Source organism: Burkholderia sp. SRS-25 (assembly GCF_004343765.1).
Lineage (GTDB): Bacteria > Pseudomonadota > Gammaproteobacteria > Burkholderiales > Burkholderiaceae > Burkholderia > Burkholderia contaminans.
The window spans coordinates 214,936-234,459 of sequence record NZ_PTXM01000005.1 but is presented as its reverse complement, the minus strand read 5'-3'; the positions used below and the strand labels follow the sequence as shown (position 1 = coordinate 234,459).

11 protein-coding genes are annotated in these 19,524 nt (G+C 70.7%); 8 read left to right on the top strand and 3 right to left on the bottom strand.

The annotated features are described in order from the left end of the window. Positions 1-93: 93 nt before the first annotated feature. On the bottom strand, positions 94-231 hold the full coding sequence (locus C5O79_RS38045) for an HHHH-motif protein (protein ID WP_163008971.1): 138 nt from the start codon (positions 229-231) through the stop codon (positions 94-96). A gap of 47 nt (positions 232-278) precedes the next feature. Then, positions 279-518 (bottom strand): hypothetical protein, encoded by a 240-nt coding sequence (locus tag C5O79_RS07650; protein WP_122473895.1) that lies wholly within the window; start codon positions 516-518, stop codon positions 279-281. 320 nt (positions 519-838) lie between these two features. Between C5O79_RS07650 and C5O79_RS07645 the strand changes: the two genes are divergently transcribed. From C5O79_RS07645 to C5O79_RS07615, 7 genes are all read left to right on the top strand, one after another. Further along, positions 839-1,495, top strand: a complete 657-nt coding sequence (locus C5O79_RS07645; RefSeq protein WP_122473896.1) for an RNA polymerase factor sigma-70 — start codon at positions 839-841, stop codon at positions 1,493-1,495. A gap of 85 nt (positions 1,496-1,580) precedes the next feature. Next, the gene (locus C5O79_RS07640; RefSeq protein WP_039358664.1) at positions 1,581-1,823 is read left to right on the top strand and encodes an MbtH family NRPS accessory protein; all 243 of its coding nucleotides are present in this window, start codon (positions 1,581-1,583) and stop codon (positions 1,821-1,823) included. Positions 1,824-1,867: 44 nt separating this feature from the next. Next, positions 1,868-2,875 carry a TauD/TfdA family dioxygenase gene (locus C5O79_RS07635; protein ID WP_122473897.1) on the top strand — a complete coding sequence of 336 codons (1,008 nt, stop codon included), beginning with the start codon at positions 1,868-1,870 and terminating at the stop codon, positions 2,873-2,875. Further along, positions 2,875-3,723 (top strand): ABC transporter ATP-binding protein, encoded by an 849-nt coding sequence (locus tag C5O79_RS07630; protein ID WP_122473898.1) that lies wholly within the window; start codon positions 2,875-2,877, stop codon positions 3,721-3,723. The genes C5O79_RS07635 and C5O79_RS07630 overlap by 1 nt, the downstream gene beginning before the upstream one ends. Then, positions 3,720-5,810 carry a Fe(3+)-hydroxamate ABC transporter permease FhuB gene (gene fhuB, locus C5O79_RS07625; RefSeq protein ID WP_122473899.1) on the top strand — a complete coding sequence of 697 codons (2,091 nt, stop codon included), beginning with the start codon at positions 3,720-3,722 and terminating at the stop codon, positions 5,808-5,810. Before C5O79_RS07630 ends, fhuB begins: the two co-directional genes overlap by 4 nt. After that, positions 5,807-6,610 (top strand): siderophore-iron reductase FhuF, encoded by an 804-nt coding sequence (fhuF, locus tag C5O79_RS07620; protein ID WP_122473900.1) that lies wholly within the window; start codon positions 5,807-5,809, stop codon positions 6,608-6,610. Before fhuB ends, fhuF begins: the two co-directional genes overlap by 4 nt. Beyond that, a complete protein-coding gene (locus tag C5O79_RS07615; protein WP_122473901.1) occupies positions 6,607-7,644 on the top strand; it encodes an iron-siderophore ABC transporter substrate-binding protein in 1,038 nt (345 codons plus the stop codon). The genes fhuF and C5O79_RS07615 overlap by 4 nt, the downstream gene beginning before the upstream one ends. A gap of 199 nt (positions 7,645-7,843) precedes the next feature. On the opposite strand, the gene C5O79_RS07610 is transcribed toward C5O79_RS07615, so the two are convergent. Beyond that, positions 7,844-9,589, bottom strand: a complete 1,746-nt coding sequence (locus C5O79_RS07610) for a cyclic peptide export ABC transporter (protein WP_046545679.1) — start codon at positions 9,587-9,589, stop codon at positions 7,844-7,846. Positions 9,590-9,860: 271 nt separating this feature from the next. Between C5O79_RS07610 and C5O79_RS07600 the strand changes: the two genes are divergently transcribed. Further along, the gene (locus tag C5O79_RS07600) at positions 9,861-19,523 is read left to right on the top strand and encodes a non-ribosomal peptide synthetase (protein ID WP_122473902.1); all 9,663 of its coding nucleotides are present in this window, start codon (positions 9,861-9,863) and stop codon (positions 19,521-19,523) included. Position 19,524: the final 1 nt, after the last annotated feature.

The following is a 19,524-nucleotide window of genomic DNA, read 5'->3' as shown; positions in this document are numbered from 1 at the left end:
GCCGGACGGTCGCGCGCTCCCCGGTGGAGAGCAGCATCGGTAGAACGAAAAAACGCCGGCAAGCCGGCGTTTATCGCATCTGCTGCGCGATGCTCAGCGCACCCAGCGGCAAACCTTGTGATGGTGATGCTCGAAGTGACACACGCGGTGCGGATGGGCTTCGGCGATGGCCGGCACGAGTACGGCGGCGGCGAGCGCCGCGACGGTCAGGGTCTTGAGTAGCGTCTTCATGTTTGAGGTCCTGTCGTTGAATAGTGGGTCACGGGAGCGGCAGCGCATCACCACTGCGGCCGCTGATCGTCGCGATGGTCGTCCCGGCGATCGTCGCGGCGGTCATCATGCCCGTCGCGATGCTGAGCCTCCCAGTCGCGGCGCTCCCAGTAGCGATTTCCGTCCCAGTAACGATCGCCATGCCAGCCGATCGTGACTTCGGCCGGGCCAGGATAGGCGACGCAGCCGGTGAGCATCACGCTCGACAGCGCACCCAGCATGACAGCGGATAGCACGATGGATTTCATGTTGTTCTCCCTTTGGAAACGGCACGTCGATCGTACGAGCCCTCAAAATTTCACGTGGTAAGAAGTTGCTACCGCACATGACACGACACCCCAGGCGTTTTGTCAGAACGCCGTGAAAGCGGCGGTCGCCGTATCCGCCGGACAGACGCGTCGATGGCCCCCTGCCACGACCGGCGCCATGCGTCCCATCTGCCCCAGTAACGATTCCGCCGATTGTTCAGACAAATCCTGACAACCGAAAGGGTCATCTCGTAATCGGATTGAGAATGATTTGCGTTTACGTTAAATTGCGCTATCTCGGAATTTGACGGAGCAGATCGATGGCGATGGCGGAAGTGCTCGACCGACCGGCGGCGGCAGCGGCAAACCCGTTCCTCGGCAGTCATCCCGACCGGCCGCCGCGTGCGCGCCGCACCGCGGAGCCCCGTGCGCAGGGCGCGTTGCTCGACGTGCTGATCTCGCATCGCGCGATGCTCGTCAATGTCGCGCGCGGCTTCGTCGGCTGCGCGAGCCGTGCCGAGGACGTCGTGCACGACGTGTTCGTGAAGCTCGTCGAATTCCCGAACCAGGATGCAGTGCGCCAGCCGGTCGCGTACGTGACGCGGATGGTGCGCAATGCGTCGATCGACGCGTGCCGCCGGCAAAGCCTCGAGAACGTCTATCACACGGAAGAGGACGACGGCTTCGACGTGCCGTCGCCCGAGCCGACGCCGGAAGCCGCGCTGCTGACGCGCGACACGCTGCGGCGCGTGTGGGCAGCGCTCGACGACCTGCCGGCGCGAAGCCGCGCAGCCTTCGAGATGGTGCGGCTGCGCGAGGAGACACTGCAGACCGCGGCGCGCGCGCTGAACGTATCGCAGACGCTCGTGCATTTCATGGTGCGAGACGCGGAGCGTCACTGCGCGGAATGCCTCGACGCGTGCCATCGCGGCGTCGAGTGCCCGGTGTTCCTGGGCGGCCGCGCACGGCGCCGGTAAAAAACCGCGCCGGCCAAACGTCTATCAGACAGGAGCGGCCGAATTCGCCGCTTCGCCTCCCTCAACCGCCCAGCGATTTCCGATCATGACGCAAGCCCCGACGCCTTCCGCCGACACCGACGATCTCGTCTATACGGTCGTCATCAACGACGAAGAACAGTATTCGATCTGGCCGACGTTCCGGCCCGTGCCGGCCGGCTGGCGCGAAGTCGGTGTGAGCGGCCCGAAGGCGGACTGCCTCGCGCACATCGAGACCGTCTGGACCGACATGCGCCCCGCGAGCCTGCGCCGCGCGATGGACGGCGAGCGCGCATCGCGCGCGTCGTGACCCGCTGCGCCGTGATCCGGCGCGCCATCTGAAGAGGACGTTGCATGACACTGCTTTCGTTGCCGACGCTCGACGACCTGCGTATCGAGCCGGGACTGCCCACCGTCGTGTCGCCGCGCGGCGGCGACGGGATGTCGATCGACGACGTCGCGCCGCTCGCGCGCGAGATCGCGGCCGACACGCTCGAGCGGGCGGGCGGCGTGTTGTTCACGGGTTTTCACGTGCCGTCGATCGATGCGTTCCAGCAGTTCGCGGCATCGTTCGGCGATCCGCTGATCGGCTATGAATACGCATCGACGCCGCGCAGCCAGGTCGAAGGCGCGGTCTACACGTCGACCGAATACCCGCCGCATCGCGCGATTCCGCTGCACAACGAGCAGTCGTATACGCGCGAATGGCCGCTGCGGATCTGGTTTCACTGCGCGCTCGCCGCGCCGAAGGGCGGTGCGACGCCGATCGCGGACAGCCGCGCCGTCTATCGCGCGCTCGACCCGGCGCTGATTGCGCGCTTCGAGAAGCGCGAGCTGCTGTACGTGCGCAATTTCGGGCAGGGGCTCGACCTGCCGTGGCAGCAGTCGTTCGGCACCGACGAGGCGGCCGAAGTCGAGCGGATGTGCGCGGCGCGCGGCATCGAATGCGCGTGGCGCACCGACGACGACGGCGAGCTGCTGCTGCGTACCCGCGAACGCTGCCAGGCCGTCGCACGCCATCCGCGCACCGGCGACCGCGTGTGGTTCAACCAGGCGAACCTGTTTCATCTGTCGGCGCTCGACGACGACATGCAGGAAGCGCTCGTCGACGCGGTCGGGCTCGAGAACGTGCCGCGCAACGTGTATTACGGCGACGGCGAACCGCTCGAAGCCGATGCGCTCGCGGAGATCCGCGGCGTGCTCGACCAGCAGCGCATCGTGTTCCCGTGGCGCACGGGCGACGTGCTGATGCTCGACAACATGCTGACCGCGCATGCGCGCGACCCGTTCGAGGGGCCGCGCAAGGTCGTGGTCGCGATGGCGCAGAGTTATACGGTCCCGCGCGACCGAACGGAGGATTGATGACGCGTAGTACCGCCGCGCTTGCCGCGCGCGGGCTGTCGGTAGGGTATCGCGACCATGTCGTGATCGACGGGCTGGACCTGTCGATCGCGGCCGGCCGCGTAACCGCGCTGTGCGGACCGAACGGCTGCGGCAAGAGCACGCTGCTGCGCACGCTCGCGGGCCTGCAGCCCGCGCGTGCCGGCCATGTCGAAGTGAACGGCCAGCCGCTTGCGGCGTTTCGCCGTCGCGCGCTCGCGCGCGAGCTGACGATGCTCGCGCAGTTCAACCAGATTCCGTCGGGCCTCACGGTACGCGAGCTCGTCGCGTACGGACGTTATGCGTACGGCGGCTTCCTGCGCGGACTGTCGCGGGCCGACCATGCGGCGATCGACGAGGCGCTCGAGACGAGCGGCCTCGCCGACGATGCGGACCGCGACGTCGGCGCGCTGTCGGGCGGCGAGCGACAGCGCGCGTGGATCGCGATGGCGCTCGCGCAGCAGGCGCCGATCGTGCTGCTCGACGAACCGACGACCTATCTCGACATCCATCACCAGCTCGACATCCTCGATGCGCTGCGCACGCTGAACCGCACGCGCGGGCTGACGATCGTGTGGGTGCTGCACGACCTGAACCAGGCGGCCGCGTACAGCGACGAAATCGTGCTGATGCGCGCGGGCCGTCTCGTCGCGCAGGGCACGCCCGACGCGATGCTCGATCCGGCGCGGCTGCGCGCGGCGTTCGGCGTCGAGATGCTGAAGCTTTCGCATCCGCAGACGGGCGCGCCGATGTGCGTGCCGGCCTACGGGCCGACGACCGACGGCGTGCCGCAGGCAGCCGGCGTCTTCGACCGGGATCTCGCCGTATGACGACGTTCGCGATGCGCAAGCGCCTCGCGGCGGCGGGGAAGGGCACGGCGTCGGGCCGGGCCGGCATGATCGCGTTCGGCCTCGTGACGTTGATCGCGCTGCTCGCCGTCCTGCGCGTCGCCCCCGATCTGCGCGTGTGGTGGGGCGCCGTGCCCGGCAGCGATGCCGCTGCGCTCGCGCACGTGTTCCTGTTCGACCTCAACCTGCCGCGCGTCGCGGCCGCGCTCGTCGCGGGCGGCTGCCTCGGCATCGCGGGCGCGCTGTTCCAGTCGCTCACGCGCAATCCGCTCGCGTCGCCCGACCTGCTCGGCGTGACGGGCGGTGCCCAGCTCGGCCTGCTCGCGGCAATGCTCGTGCCGGCGCTGGCCGGCGTGGCGTCGGTGCCGCTGCTGTTCGTCTGCGGGCTGGCCGCGGCCGCCTGCGCGATCGTCGCGGCCGGCGGCTGGCGCGCGACGCCGTTGCGCCTCGTGCTCGCGGGCAGCGTGTGCATGCTGCTGTTCGCGGCGCTGTCGACGCTCGTGCTCGCGTTCTTCGAGCAGAACATCGCGGGCGCCGCGCTGTGGACCAACGGCAGCCTCTATCAGCCGGGCGCGACGGGTCTTGCGCTCGCCGCGCGCTGGCTCGTCGTGCCGCTCGTCGCGTTGCCGTTCGTGATCCGGCCGCTCAATCCGCTTACGCTCGGCGACGATGCGGCGGCCGCGGCCGGCGTGCGCGTCGATGCGACGCGGCTCGCCGCGACGATCGTCGCGGTCGCGTTCACGAGCGTGGCGGTCAGTATCGCGGGGCCGCTGTCGTATGTCGGCCTCGTCGCGCCGAACCTGTTGCGCCAGGTGCGCGGCGCGCGTGCGGCGCGGCTCGGCGTGCTGGTGCCGCTGTCGGCGCTCGCGGGCGGTGCGCTCGTGCTCGTCACCGACAGCGCGGTGCTCGCGTCGGGTCTCGACGCCACGCTGTCGACCGGCGTCGCGATCGCGCTGGTCGGCACGCCGCTGATGCTGGCGATGATCCGGCGCGGCGCCGCGTGGTCGGGCGTGCTGCACGCGGATGCCGAACGCGCGGCCGGCGGCGGCTCGACGCGGCTCGTCGGCTGGCTTGAACGGCTCGGCTGGCCGTTGCGCACGGCGTTGTTCGTCGTGGCGGGCGTGCTGATCGTGTTCGTCGGCGTGTCGGCCGGCCCCGAGTGGCTGTCGATCGCGCGCTGGTCCGATGCGCTGTCCGGCCACGACGCCCTCGCGCGGATGTTGATCGACCTGCGGATGCCGCGCCTGTTGTGCGCGCTGCTGGCCGGCGCGCTGCTGGCGGTGAGCGGCGTCGCGATGCAAAGCGTCGTGCGCAATCCGCTCGCGGGCCCCGAAGTGCTCGGCGTCACGCAGGGCGCGGGGCTCGTCACGCTGTTCGCGTTGTCGACGTGGCCGCTGATGGGTCATGTGACGCTCGCGGCGGCTGCGCTGATCGGTGGCGGCCTGTCGCTCGCGATCACGCTCGCGCTGAATCACCGGCATCGCTATGCGCCGCTCGCGGTGGCGCTGACGGGTATCGTGATCGGTGCGCTGTGGACGACGCTCGCGCAATGGCTGATCACGCAGGAAAGCGTGCAGCCCGCGCGCTTCGTCGTGTGGCTCGTCGGCGGTACCTATGGCCGGAGCTGGGGCGAGGTGTCGATGCTGCTGCCGTGGTGCGTGCTCGCGGTGCCCGTGTTCGCATGGCTCGCGAAACCGCTCGACATGCTCGCGCTCGGCGACGACCAGGCGGCCGCGCTCGGCCTGCCGGTGGCCGCGCTGCGGCCGCTCGCGCTGACGATCGCGACGCTCGCCGCGTGCGCGGCCGTCGCGGCGGTCGGGCCGGTCGGCTTCATCGGGTTGATGGCGCCGCACGTCGCGACGATGCTCGGCGCGCGCCGGCACCGGACGCGGCTGTGGCTCGCGGCCGCTTGCGGCGCGCTGATCCTGGGCGTGGCGGATCTCGCGGCGCGTACGGTCGTCGCGCCGCGCGAAGTGCCGGCCGGCGTGCTGACCGCGCTGATCGGCGCGCCGTACCTGCTCGGGTTGCTGATCCTAGAGGGGCGCCGCGCCCGGCGCGCAGGGCGATGACGCCCGCGCTCGACGGCGCGCGCGCCACGCGTTTTTCGACGTTCGCGCCCGAACCGTTCGCCGAACACCTCGACGTCGTCTGGCTCGGCATGCCGGACGACGCTCACGATGCACCGGGCCGTATCGTCGTACCCGTCAGCGCGTTGCCCGCGCACCGCGACATCGTGCTCGACGCGATGGTCGGCCATTACGGCGGCGATCCGGCGCAGCATGCGCGCGCGCTGATGTCGCAATGGAGCAAATACTATTTCGGCCGCGCGGCGCCGGCCGGCGTCGTCGCCGCGCTGACGCTCGGCCGGCCGCTCGACATGACGCCCGAGCGGACGTTCGTCGCGCTCGACGACGGGATGCCCGCCGCGCTGTATTTCCCGCACGATGCGCTCGGCGCACCGTGCGACGACCCGGCGCCCCGCTATGCGGGGCTCGTCGCGCATCTCGGCGCGGCGATCGACCTGCTCGCGGCGATGGGCCGCGTCACGCCGCGCGTGCTGTGGAGCAACGCGGGCAACCTGCTCGACTATCTGCTCGATACGTATCGTTCGCTGCCATGCGCGGCCGATCCCGTCCGCGATGCGGACTGGCTGTTCGGGTCGAGCTGCGTGCACGGCGAGCCGAATCCGCTGCGCGTCCCCGTGCGCGATGCCGTGCCGCGCTCGGCGCTGCTGCCGACGCCGTTTCGCGCGCGCCGCGTGTGCTGCCTGCGCTATGAAATTCCCGGAGAAACGCAACTGTGTGGAAGCTGCCCCTTGCTACTGACGATGGACGACGCGGCGCTGGCCGAGCAGGACGCGATCCGGTGACGGATACCGGCCGCCGGCACGCGCTCGGCGCACTCGCGGCGCTCGGCGCCGCGTGCTGCGGCGCGCTTTCCGCTTCGTCCCGCGCGGTTGCCGCGACGCTCGATGCCCATCGTGCACAGGGCGCGCGTACGCCGGGCGCGGTGTCGCTGGCCGGCAATCCCGTCGTGTCGCAGGCGAGCGCGACGATGCCGGTGCGCCCGCAACGCGTGGTCGCGCTCGACTTCATGTTCGCGGAAAGCGTGATCGCGCTCGACATCGTGCCGGTCGGGATGGCGGATACCGCGTTCTATCCGGGCTGGCTCGGCTATCAAAGCGACCGGCTCGCGAACGTGACCGATATCGGGTCGCGCCAGGAGCCGGGCCTCGAAGCGATCGCGGCGGTCAAGCCGGACCTGATCATCGGCGTCGGTTTCCGGCATGCGCCGATTTTCGATGCGCTTGACCGGATCGCGCCGACGATCCTGTTTCAATTCAGTCCGAACGTGTCGGACGGCGGCGTGCCGGTCACGCAGCTCGACTGGATGCGGCAGATCTTCCGGACGATCGGTGCGGTGACGGGGCGCGACGCACGTGCGCAGGCGGTCGATGCACAGCTCGATGCGGGCATCGCGCGCAATGCGGCGCGGCTCGCCGCCGCGGGCCGCACGGGCGAGCGCGTCGCGCTGCTGCAGGATCTCGGCTTGCCCGACCGCTACTGGGCCTATACGGGCAACAGCACGTCGGCGGGCCTCGCGCGGGCGCTCGGGCTCGATCCGTGGCCGAAGAAGCCGACGCGGGAAGGCACGCTGTACGTGACATCGGCCGATTTGCTCAGGCAGCGCGACCTGGCCGTGATGTTCGTGACCGCATCGGGGATGGACGTGCCGCTGTCCGCGAAACTCGATTCGCCGGTGTGGCGCTTCGTGCCCGCAATGAAGGAACACCGGATCGCGCTGATCGAACGCAACATCTGGGGGTTCGGCGGGCCGATGTCGGCGCTGAAGCTGGCCGACGTGATGACCGATACGATGCTGAAGCTGCCGGCCGTGCGTTGAGTGTGCGGCGGTCGATCGGCGGAGGGTTGCCGTTTCGACTTCGACGGGCACGGCGTCGCGGTTGGCCTGACGCGCGGTGAATCACCGGGGCCCTTCCGCGAAAGCGCCACGCCGCGCGCCCGAAACATTGCGTTGAAACGAAAATCGCCGACGCACCGCCATTGCAGCGCGTCGGCGATTTTCTCATCGACTTGCCGTGTTACGCGCTCAGCGCATCGACACCATCCTGCGCGCGAGACCGCGCCGGCGTCGTGTCGCTGACGATGCGCCCGTTGTCGAGTTTCAACAAGCGGTCGGCGAGATCGAAGTAGCGGTCGTCGTGCGTGATCACGATCACCGCCTTGCCGCGCGCACGCAGCTCGGGCAGCAGTTGTTCGTAGAACACGGCCTTGAACGACGGGTCCTGGTCGGCCGCCCATTCGTCGAACAGGTAGAACGGCCGGTCCTCCAGGTACGCGACGACGAGCGCGAGCCGCTTGCGCTGCCCGGTCGACAGTGCGCGGGTCGAGAACGCGCCGTCCACCACCTTCACCTTGTGATCGAGCGCGAGCTTCGCGACGAGCGCGTTCGCGCGCGCATCGGCCTGCGCGCGGGACGGATCGTCGGGATCGACGATGCCGAGCAGCGCATCGAACAGGTGGAAATCGTTGAACACCGCGCTGAAGCGCTGCCGGTACGCGGCGCGCTCGCGCCAGCCGATCGTACGGCCGTCGACCTCGATCGTGCCTTCTTCCGGTTCGTAGAGCCCTGTCAGCACCTTCGCGAGCGTCGTCTTGCCGCTGCCGTTGCCGCCGACGATGAACACGAGCTCGCCCGGCTGGATCGTCAGGTTGATCGGCCCGATGCTGAACATCCGTTCGTCACGCTCGTGGAAGTACGCATGCGTGACGCCGCGCAGCGTGACGGCGCCGGCCGGCGGCACGTCGGGTGCGTCGGCTGCGGGCGGCACCGTGCGCAGCGCGCCGAATTCGGCCATCACGCCTTCGATCCGCGTGAGCGACACGCGGGCCGCGTTGACGGTCGGCAGGTTGTTCAGCAGCCCGTCGAGCGGCACGAGCATGAACAGGAACACGACGACGTAGCCGGCGGCCGCGGCCGGATCGGCATGCACGCCGAGCTGCGGCCAGAACGACGCGATGCCGAGGAACACATAGAACAGGAAGATGATCCAGCCGACCCCGACCGCATACGCGCTGAATGCGCGGCGGCGGTGGTCGCGCACTTCGCCGATCGCGGCGCCGAGCTGGCCGTCGACGAACTGGCGTGCACGTTCGTCGTGCAGCTTCAGCTCCTTCGCGCCGGAAAACAGCGAGCCGAGATAGCCGAACAGGCGATCCTGCGCCTGGCCGGCCGCCTCGAGCGCCGCGATCGCGCGGCGGTCGCCGGTGTGATAGCCGAGCGAGCCGGCGAGAATCGCGGCCAGCGCCAGCAGGCACACCGGCCACGACAGCCACGCGAGGTAGCCGAGGCAGCCGAACACGATCGAGCCGTGCATGACCAGGTTCGGCAGCGCGAAGAACAGCATCGACACGTTGGTGGCGTCGTCGGTCAGCACCGACTGCACGGGCGCCGCGCCGATCCGCTCGATGTCGCGCAGCTCGGCCGCGCCGACGCGCCGCGCGAGATGCACGCGCAACCGCGCCATCGTGTCCTGCGACAGGCGCGCGAACAGCGTGCCCGACACGATCCGCGTGACGAGCGCGATCACCGCGCACAGCGCGAAGCGCCACGCGAGCGACGCATCGGCCGCGCCCGGCTGCGACAGCGCGCGGTTCAGCGTCGCGACGAGCAGCACGCTCGCGACGCCGTTCAGCACGCATGCGGTGAGCGCCAGCGCGAGCGACACGCGGCTTTCGCGCAACAGCGCAAGGATCAGGCGCGCCGCGGGGCGGCCGGGGGAGGCGTCGAGGGACGGCGGGGAGGAAGGCTCGTGGGCGGCTGTCATCGGCAACGTCGGTAAAGGGAAGGCAAGCGAAAACGCGGAAACGGCAAAACTGACGCGAAAGCGGCGGGCGAGGCGGGGCCCCGTTCCGGCTTTCCTCCCTGATAGACGAACGGGCCGCGCAAATATTTAGCGGCCCGTTCAAAAAAGCGTCCGCACGCGCTTTGAGCGCAAAACGGTAAAAAATCGGCGGCGCCGTTCGTCACACCAGTGAAGCCGCCCCAAGCGGCCCCGAGACTTGGCCGAAGCGGCCGGACCGAAGGACTTCACGCACATGACGAGTTTCCCGACTGCGCTGCATCATCGAATCCGCGAACTGGCGCGCATCGCGCCCGGCGCACCCGCCATCGCGGTCCCTTTCCAGAATGACTTGCGCCTGACGCGCGGCGCGCTCGACGCGCGGGCATCGCGGCTGGCCCGGCAACTGCGCGCGGCCGGCGTCGGCGCGGAAGTGCGGGTGGGCGTGTGCGTCGAACGCTCGGGCGAACTGTTCGTCGCGCTGCTGGCCGTGCTGAAGGCGGGCGGCGTGTTCGTGCCGCTCGATCCGCGCCATCCGGCCGCGCGCCTCGACTGGATCGTCCAGGATGCGCAGTTGCGGCACGGGATCGTCGATGCGGCCGGCCGTGCAGCGCTCGGCAAGCCGTTCGAACACGCGTTTGACTTGGCCGCCGATGCGGCGGATGGGCAGGAGATTGTTGCGGAGGACGAAGAAGTACCCGTCCACCCGCGTTCGGCCGCCTACATGATCTATACGTCGGGGTCGACCGGCACGCCGAAGGCCGTCGTCGTCGAACACGGGCCGCTCGCCGCGCACTGCGACGCGCTCGCGGCGGCGCTGCCGATCGAGGCCGGCGACCGCCTGCTGCATTTCGCGTCGGTCAATTTCGATGCCGCGCATGAATGCTGGCTCGCGCCGCTTGCGACCGGTGCCAGCATCGTCGTGGCGCCGCCGCAGCCGTTCGCGCCGGATGCCGCGCATGCGTTGCTGGTGAACGAATCGGTCAATGTGGCCGCGTTCCCGCCCGCGTACCTGCGCGAATTCGCGGCGGTGGCCGCGCGCGACGGCGTGCCGCCGGCACTGCGCGTGCTCGCGTTCGGCGGCGAAGCGCTGCCGCAGCAGGCGTTCGAATTCGTGCGCGGCACCTTTCCGTCGGTACGCCTGATCAACGGCTACGGGCCGACCGAGGCCGTGATCTCGCCGATGCTGTGGCCGGTCGAGCCGGGCGAGACGCCGGCGCTGGCCGCAGACGATGCGTACGCGTCGTTGCCGATCGGCCGCGTGATCGGGCCGCGCGTCGCGCGTGTCGATGGCGGCGAGGCAGATGGCGTGGGTGAACTGCTGCTTGGCGGCGTCTGTGTCGCGCGTGGTTATCACGGCCGCCCGGCGCTGACGGCCGAACGTTTCATTCCCGATGCCGATGGCGAACCTGGTGCGCGCGTGTACCGCACCGGCGATCTCGCGCGGCTGCGCGACGATGGTGCATTCGACTATCTCGGCCGCCTCGATGATCAGGTCCAGGTGCGCGGCGTGCGTGTGGAGCCCGCTGAAATCGCCGCGTGCCTGCGTTCGCATCCGGCCGTGGCCGACGCGGCCGTGGTCGCTGAAACCGGCAACGGGCCGACGCGGCTGATCGCGTGCGTCGCGCTGCGTGCGGCGGCCGACGATGCCGCGCTGAAAGCGCACGTGGCCGCGCAACTGCCGGCCGCCTGGCAGCCGCACCGGTTCGTCCGGTGCGATGCACTGCCGTATACGCTGAACGGCAAGGTCGACCGTGCCGCGCTGCGCGAGAAGATCGCCGCCACGCGCGACGCCGCGCAAGGTAGCGGCGCCGCGCCGCGCACGCCGACCGAACGGCAGCTCGCCGGCCTCTGGCAGACGCTGCTCGGCCTCGACGTCACGCCGTCGCGTGACGATCGTTTCTTCGCGCTGGGCGCCGATTCGCTCGCCGCGATGCAGTTGCAGGCCGCAATCCGTGCGGCAGTGCGCGTGAACCTGCGGCTCGATGCGTTGTTCGCCGATCCGGCGCTGTTCGAACTGGCCGAAGCGGTCGATCGCGCGGAACGCGAAACCGGCGAGCCGCTGGCCACGATTTCCGCGCGCTGTGTACCGGCCGATGCGGCCGCAGCCGCCGCACCGCATGTCGACCGTGCCGCATCGCTCGCGCAGCAACGTTTCTGGGTACTCGCGCAAACGCGCGATGCAAGCGCCGCATATCACATCGCCGCACACTGGACGATCGACGGCGCGCTCGATCGCGCCGCGCTGCAGCGCGCGCTCGATCGCGTGATCGGCCGCCACGAAGCGTGGCGCACGACGCTCGTCGACAACGACGACGGCGTCGTGATGCAGCGGATTCATGCCCGTCTGCCGGTGGCGATCGCCGACATCGACCTGCGCGACCAGCCGCCCGCCGCCCGCGACGCGCAAGCCGCGCGTCTCGCCGAGCGCGATGCGGCCGAGCCGTTCGACCTTGCACGCGGCCCGCTGCTGCGTGCGACGCTGGTCGCACTCGCCGACGACCGCCACCGCCTGCTGCTGACCGCCCATCACGCGATCACCGACGGCTGGAGCTCGCGCTGCGCGTTCGACGAACTGTCGGCCGCCTATCGCGCGTATGCCGAAGGCCGCGAGCCGTCGCTGCCCGACCTGCCGATCCAGTACGCCGACTATGCGGACTGGCAGCGCGACATGCTGGCCGGCGGCGAGGGCGAGCGCCAGCTCGACTACTGGCGCGGCGCGTTGCGCGACGTGCCGGGCCCGCTTGCGCTGCCGGTCGACCGTCAGCCGGGCGCCACACGCACGCTGCAGGGCGCGCGCGTGTCGGTGCGGCTGCCCGACGCGGTCGCGGCCGACGTGCGACGACTCGCGCGCGACGCGCAGGCAACGGTCTTCACGGTGCTGCTGGCCGCGCTCGATGCGTGGCTGTCGCGCGCGACCGGCGCAACGGATGTCGTCGTCGCGGTGCCGGTCGCGCATCGCCAGCGCCCGGAAACGCGCGCGCTGCTCGGGCTGTTCCTGAATACGGTCGCACTGCGTGTGCAAGTGGCGCCGACGCTGCCGTTCCGCGCGCTCGTCGATGCGGCGCGCACGGCAGCGCTCGACGCGGTCGCACATCAGGACGTGCCGTTCGAGCGCGTCGTCGACGCGGTCAAGCCGCCCGTCAAGCGCGGCGACGAATGGCTGCGCGTGAAATTCGCGCAGCAGTTCGACGCGCGGCACGACAGCGTGCTGCCGGGCGCGACGGCCGTTGCAACGCCCGGGCCCGACCTTGCCGCACGCTTCGACTTCGCCGTGGATTTCACCGACGATGCAAATGGCATCGAACTGGTCGCGGCCTATGCGACCGACTGCATCGACGCCGACACCGCGCGTGCGTGGCTCGACAGCTACGCGGCGCTCGTCGGTGCGGCCGCGCGCGATCCGCACCAAACGACGGCCGTATTGCCGTGCGACGCATCGGCCGCTTCGCGCCAGCCGCGCGACGGCCGTACGCTGCGCATCGAACATGCGGACATCGTCGCCGCGTTCGCGCGGCAGGCAGCCGCGTATCCGCATCGCGTCGCGCTCGCCGATGCGTCGGCGTCGCTGACGTTCGCCGAGCTCGACGACGCATCGAACCGCATCGCTCGCGCGCTGACCCAGCGCGGCGTGGCGGCCGAAACGTCCGTCATCGTCTGCATCGAACGCTCGGCGCGCTTCGTCGTCGGCCTGCTCGGCGCGCTGAAGGCCGGTGCGCTCGCCGTGTTGCTCGATCCCGCGCAGCCCGCCGCGCGACTGGCCGCGGCGGCCGCCGACTGCGGCGCGCGCTGGGCGCTCGTCGCGGAGCCGGCCGCATGGCCTGCCGGCATCGACGCACAGCCGCTCGACGTCGATGCGCTCGCGCAGGACGCAACCCTCGCGCACGCAACCGGCGTGCGCATCGCACCGCATCCGGAACAGGGCGCATACCTGATCTATACGTCGGGCTCGACCGGCACGCCGAAGGGCGTCGTCGTGTCGCACGGCGCGCTGGCCGACTACGTGCAGGGGATGCTCGACGAACTCGCGTTCGCACCGGACGCGTCGTTCGCGATGGTGTCGACCGTCGCGGCCGACCTCGGCCACACGACGCTGTTCGGCGCGCTGTGCGCGGGCCGTACGCTGCACCTGCTGCCGGCCGCATGCGCGTTCGATCCGGACTCGTTCGCGGACGAGATGCGACGCCGCGACGTCGGCGTCTTGAAGATCGTGCCGAGCCACCTGCAGGCGCTGCTCGACGCACGTGTGCCGGCCGACGTGCTGCCGCGCCATGCGCTCGTGACGGGCGGCGAAACGCTCACGTGGGCGCTCGTCGCGCGCCTGGCCGCGCTTGCGCCGGCCTGCCGCGTGATCAACCACTACGGGCCGACCGAGGCGACCGTCGGCGCGATCGCGTGCGACACGGCGTCGATTGCCGCCGATGCGCGGGATCCCGCGAGCGGCGTGCCGCTCGGCCTGCCGCTGCCGAATGCGCGCGCGCTGGTGCTCGACGCGTTCGGCGCATGCGTGCCGGCCGGTGCGACGGGCGAGCTGTACCTGGGCGGGCCGGGCGTCGCGCGTGGCTATCTGGGGCGCCCGGCACAGACCGCCGAGCGCTTCGTACCCGATCCGTTCACGCCCGGCGCACGGCTGTATCGCACGGGTGACCGCGTGCGGTTGCGCGCGGACGGCCGTCTCGCGTTCCTCGGCCGTATCGACGACCAGGTGAAGATTCGCGGCTATCGCGTCGAACCGGGCGAGGTGAGTGCAGCGGTACGCGCGGCCGGCCCGGTGGCACAGGCCGAGACGCTCGCGATCGAACATGACGGCCGCCTGCGGCTCGCGACGTTCGTCGTGATGCGCGACGGTTCGACATTCGACGAGGCGGCCCTGCGCGCGACACTTTCCGCCAAGTTGCCGGACTACATGGTGCCCGCGCAGTTCATCGCACTCGCACGCCTGCCGGTCACCGCGAACGGCAAGATCGATCGCGCGGCGTTGCGTGAACTGGCGGCGGCGCCGGTCGTGACCGCCTCCGGCGATGCACCGCAGGGCGCGGTCGAAACGGTGCTCGCCGAAGTCTGGCAGGCCGTGCTGAAAGCACCGAAGGTCGGCCGTGACGACAACTTCTTCGAGCTCGGCGGCGATTCGATCCTCGTGCTGCAGGTGATCGCCCGCGCGCGCAAGCGTGGTGTGCGCTTCACGCCGAAGCAGCTGTTCGACGGCCCGACGGTCGCAGAACTCGCGCGTATCGCGAAGACGGAGGATGTGACTGCCGCTGCCGCGCAGCCTGCCGTTGCCGCCGCAGCCAGCGCGCCGGTAGCAGCAAAGGTCCTGACGCCCGCGCAGCAGCGTTTCTTCGCGCTCGATATCCCGCATCCGGGCCACTGGAACCAGTCCGTTGCGTTCGACGTGCGCGGGCCGTTCGACGCCGATGCATTCGCGCGTGCGTTCGACGCATTGCTGACGCATCACGACGCGTTCCGCGAGCGTTTCGCACGCGGCGCGGACGGCACGTGGCACGCCATCGACGCCGCGAAGCCGTACGACGCGCTGCCATTCGTCGAAGTCTCCGCCCGCGACGAAGCCGACGCACTCGCGCGCTTCGACGCGTTGCAGCGCCGTCTCGACCTCGGCCGCGGGCCGCTTGCCTGCGCCTGCGCGGCACGCTTGCCGGACGGCTCGACGCAGCTCCATCTCGCGATTCACCATGCGATCGTCGATGGCGTGTCGTGGCGCATCCTGCTCGACGACCTCGACACGGCCTACCATGCCGCATGCGAACGCGCGCCGGTTCGACTGTCGCAGCCGGGCCTGCGTGCGGATGCATGGGCTGCACGGCTCGCCCGTGCGGCGACGGAACCGGCATCGCCGTTCGCGGCAGAGGCCGCTTACTGGGCCGGCATGGCGCAGGGCGACGACATCGTGCCCGATCATCCCGACGCAGCGGCGACGAACGCGGATGCGGCCGCTGTCGTGCAGACGATCGACGCAGCCTTGACCCGCGCGGTGCTGAACGATGCACACGCGGCCTATCGCACGCAGACGATCGAACTGCTGGGCGCGGCGCTCGCCCTGGCACTGGCCAGCGTGCGCGGTGCCGCATCGTGCCGCGTCGAACTGGAAGGGCATGGCCGCGAGGCGCTGTTCGACGACGTGGATGCCAGCCGCACGATCGGCTGGCTGACGAGCCATTACCCGGTGACGCTGCCGGTCGCGGCCACGGCAAGCGACACGCTGTGCGCGGTCAAGGACTCGCTGCGCGCGGTGCCGCACAAGGGGCTCGGATTCGGCGTGCTCGCGCACTACGGCGATGCGGCGACGCGTGCGGCGCTGGCCGCCGTGCCGCGTCCGCGCGTCACGTTCAACTATCTCGGCCAGTTCGATGCGCCGCGCGACGCAACGCTCGTGCCGCGCTTCGGCGGCACCGGCGTCGAGCGCGACCCGCAGGGGCCGCTCGGCAATACGCTCGCGATCCACGCGTACCTCGACACGGATCGCGACGGCGCACGCACGCTGAAAGTGCACTGGGTCTACGGCGCACCGCAATTCGAGCGTGCGACGATCGACGCATTCGCCGAACGTTTCGCGGCGGCGCTGCGCGAGCTCGTCGACGCATGCGCGTCGCGCGTCGCGCATCGCGGCGGTGGCGCGACGCCGGGTGATTTCCCGCTCGCGCAGGCCGCCGGGCTCACGCAGGCCGCGATCGAGCGCACGCCGCTCGACTGGCGCGCGATCGACGACGTGTATCCGTTGTCGCCGATGCAGCGGGGCATCCTGTTCCATGCGCTGTTCGCCCCCGGTCATGCCAGCTACGTGAACCAGCTCGTCGCGACCGCGACCGCGCTTGACGCCGACCGGCTCGCGGCCGCGTTCGACGCGTCGATCGCGCGCCACGACATCCTGCGCACGAGCGTGATGCCGGACGAAGCCGCGCCGCTGCAGTGCGTGCATCGCCACGCGCGGATGCCGGTCGAGCAACTCGACTGGCGCACGCGCGGCGACACGCTCGATGCCGATTTCGACGCATGGCTCGCGGCCGATCGCGCACGCGGCTTCGACTGGCGCGAGCCGCCGCTGATGCGGCTCACGCTGATCCGCGTGACCGACGACGCATGGCGCGTCGTGTGGACGCGTCACCACGTGCTGCTCGACGGCTGGAGCACCGCGCGCCTGCTCGCCGACGTGCTGCGCGACTATCGCGACCCGGACGCCGTGTCGCCGTTCGCGAGCCGCCCGGCGCTGCGTTATCGCGACTTCATCGCCTGGCTCGGCACGCGCGACCGCGACGCCGACGAACGCTTCTGGACGGAACGCCTCGCACGACTCGACGCGCCGACGCTGATCGCGGAACGCACGGCCGACCGCGCGGATGCCGACATGGTCACGTGGCGCGCGACGCTCGATGCCGACACGCTGACGCGTGTCGCGCAGACGGCGCGCGCACTGAAGCTGACCGTCAACACGCTGGTGCAGGGCGCGTGGGCGCTCGCGCTGCAGCGGATGACGCACCAGCCGGCCGTCGCGTTCGGCGCGACCGTCGCGGGCCGCCCCGATGCGCTCGCGGATGTCGATTCGGTGCTCGGTCTCTTCATCAACACGCTGCCGGTGATCACGGCGCCCGCGCCGCAACAACGCGCGGCCGACTGGCTGCAAACGCTGCAACGCGAGAACGCGGCCGCCGCCGAACACGCCCACACGCCGCTCGCCGACATCCAGCGCTGGGCGCGCGGCGCGGGCGGCGCACTGTTCGACACACTGGTCGTGTTCGAGAACTACCCGGTGGACGATACGGCGCGCGACGCCGATCCGCGTGGGCTGGCGTTGAGCGGCGTGCGCAGCATCGAAGCGACCGATTTCGCGCTGACGCTCGTGATCGAGAGCGGCGCCGAGCTGACGATCGACTACGGCTACGACACCGCGCGCGTCGATGCCCGTCAGGTTGAAACCTGGCACCGCGCATTCGCGTGCGCACTCGATGCATTGGCCCGCACGCCGGATGCGCTGCTCGGCACGCTGTCGATCGCCGACGAAGCAACCCGTGACGCACTTGCGCGGGCGCAAGATACCGCCCACGCATGGCCGGCTGCGCAGCAACAGCCGCTGCACCTGCAATTCGCCGATGCGGCACGGGCGACGCCCGACGCGATCGCGCTCGAATACGCGGACGTTCACGGTGGCGTGCATCGCGCGACCTACCGCGAACTCGATGTCGGCACGGCACGCATCGCGGCTGCGCTGCGCCGACGCGGCGTGCAGCCCGACACGCCGGTCGCGCTGTGCGTCGAGCGCTCGTTCGACATGGTGATGGCGCTGGTCGGCGTGCTGAAGGCCGGTGCGGCCTACCTGCCGATCGATCCCGACTATCCGGCCGAGCGCATTGCCTACATGCTGCGCGACGCGCGGCCGGCCGTCGCGATCACGCAGGCCCACCTGCGCGAGCAGGTCGAGGCCGCGCTCGGCGATGGCGTTGCGACGCAGTTGCTGACGGTGGCGGACCTGCTCGCGGATGAAGCCGAAGGCGACGCCGCCCGCGTGACCTCCGCGATCGACGATGCCCAGCTCGCGTACCTGATCTACACGTCCGGGTCGACCGGGAGGCCGAAGGGCGCCGGCAACACGCACGGCGCGCTCGCGAACCGGATCGCGTGGATGCAGCAAGCCTACCGGCTGACGCGCGACGACGTCGTGCTGCACAAGACGCCGTTCGGCTTCGACGTGTCGGTGTGGGAATTCGTGTGGCCGCTGGCGATCGGCGCGAAGCTCGCGATCGCCTCGCCCGGCGACCATCGCGATCCGGCGCGTCTCGCAGCTGCGATCCACGCGCACGGCGTGACGGTGCTGCACTTCGTGCCGTCGATGCTCGCCGCGTTCGCCGCGTATCTCGACGATTTCTCGGCCGCCGCGCAATGCGACAGCGTGCGCCTGATCGTCGCGAGCGGCGAGGCGCTCGCACCGGAACTCGTCGCAAAGGTCGCGCGGCTGCTGCCGAACGCAACGCTCGTGAACCTGTACGGGCCGACCGAAGCGGCGATCGACGTGTCGCACTGGACCTGCGGCCCCGACGACGCGCATGCGGTCGCCGTACCGATCGGCCATCCGATCGCGAACCTGCAACTGCACGTGCTCGATGCGGCATGGCAGCCGGTGCCGGCCGGCGCCACCGGCGAACTGTATCTCGCGGGCGCGGGCCTCGCGCGCGGCTATCTCGGCCGCCCGGCGCTGACCGCCGAGCGCTTCGTGCCCGATCCGTTCGTGCCGGGCGCGCGCATGTACCGCACGGGCGACCTCGCACGCCGGCGTGCCGACGGTGCGCTCGACTATCTCGGCCGCGTCGACACGCAGGTGAAGCTGCGCGGCCAGCGGATCGAACCGGGCGAGATCGAGGCATTGCTGCGCGCGGCGCCCGGCGTGAACGACGCGGTCGTGATCGTGCGCGACGAGCAACTGATCGGCTATGTCGCACGCGGCGACGCGGGCCCGCTCGACCGGGCGGCGCTGCTCGACGCGCTGCGCGCGCAGTTGCCGGCCTACATGGTGCCGTCGCAACTGATCGAACTCGACGCATTGCCCGTGACGCCGAACGGCAAGTGCGACCGCCATGCGCTGCCCGCGCCGGTGCGCGAAGCGGCGGCCGACGTCGAGCTCGCGACCGACACCGAGCGCGCGCTCGCCGCGATCTGGCAACGCGTGCTGCACGTGGACGCGATCGGCCGCGACGGCGATTTCTTCCTGCTCGGCGGCCATTCGCTGCTCGCGACGCAGGCCCACGCGCAGGCGAACCTGCACTGGGGGCTCGCGTTGCCGCTGCGCACGCTGTTCGACACACGCACGCTGGCGCGCTGCGCGGAAGCGATCGACGCGGCCTGCACGGCCCGTGGCGAGACCGATGCGGCGAGCGCGATCGACGCGCTGCTCGGCGAACTGGAAACCCAATAAG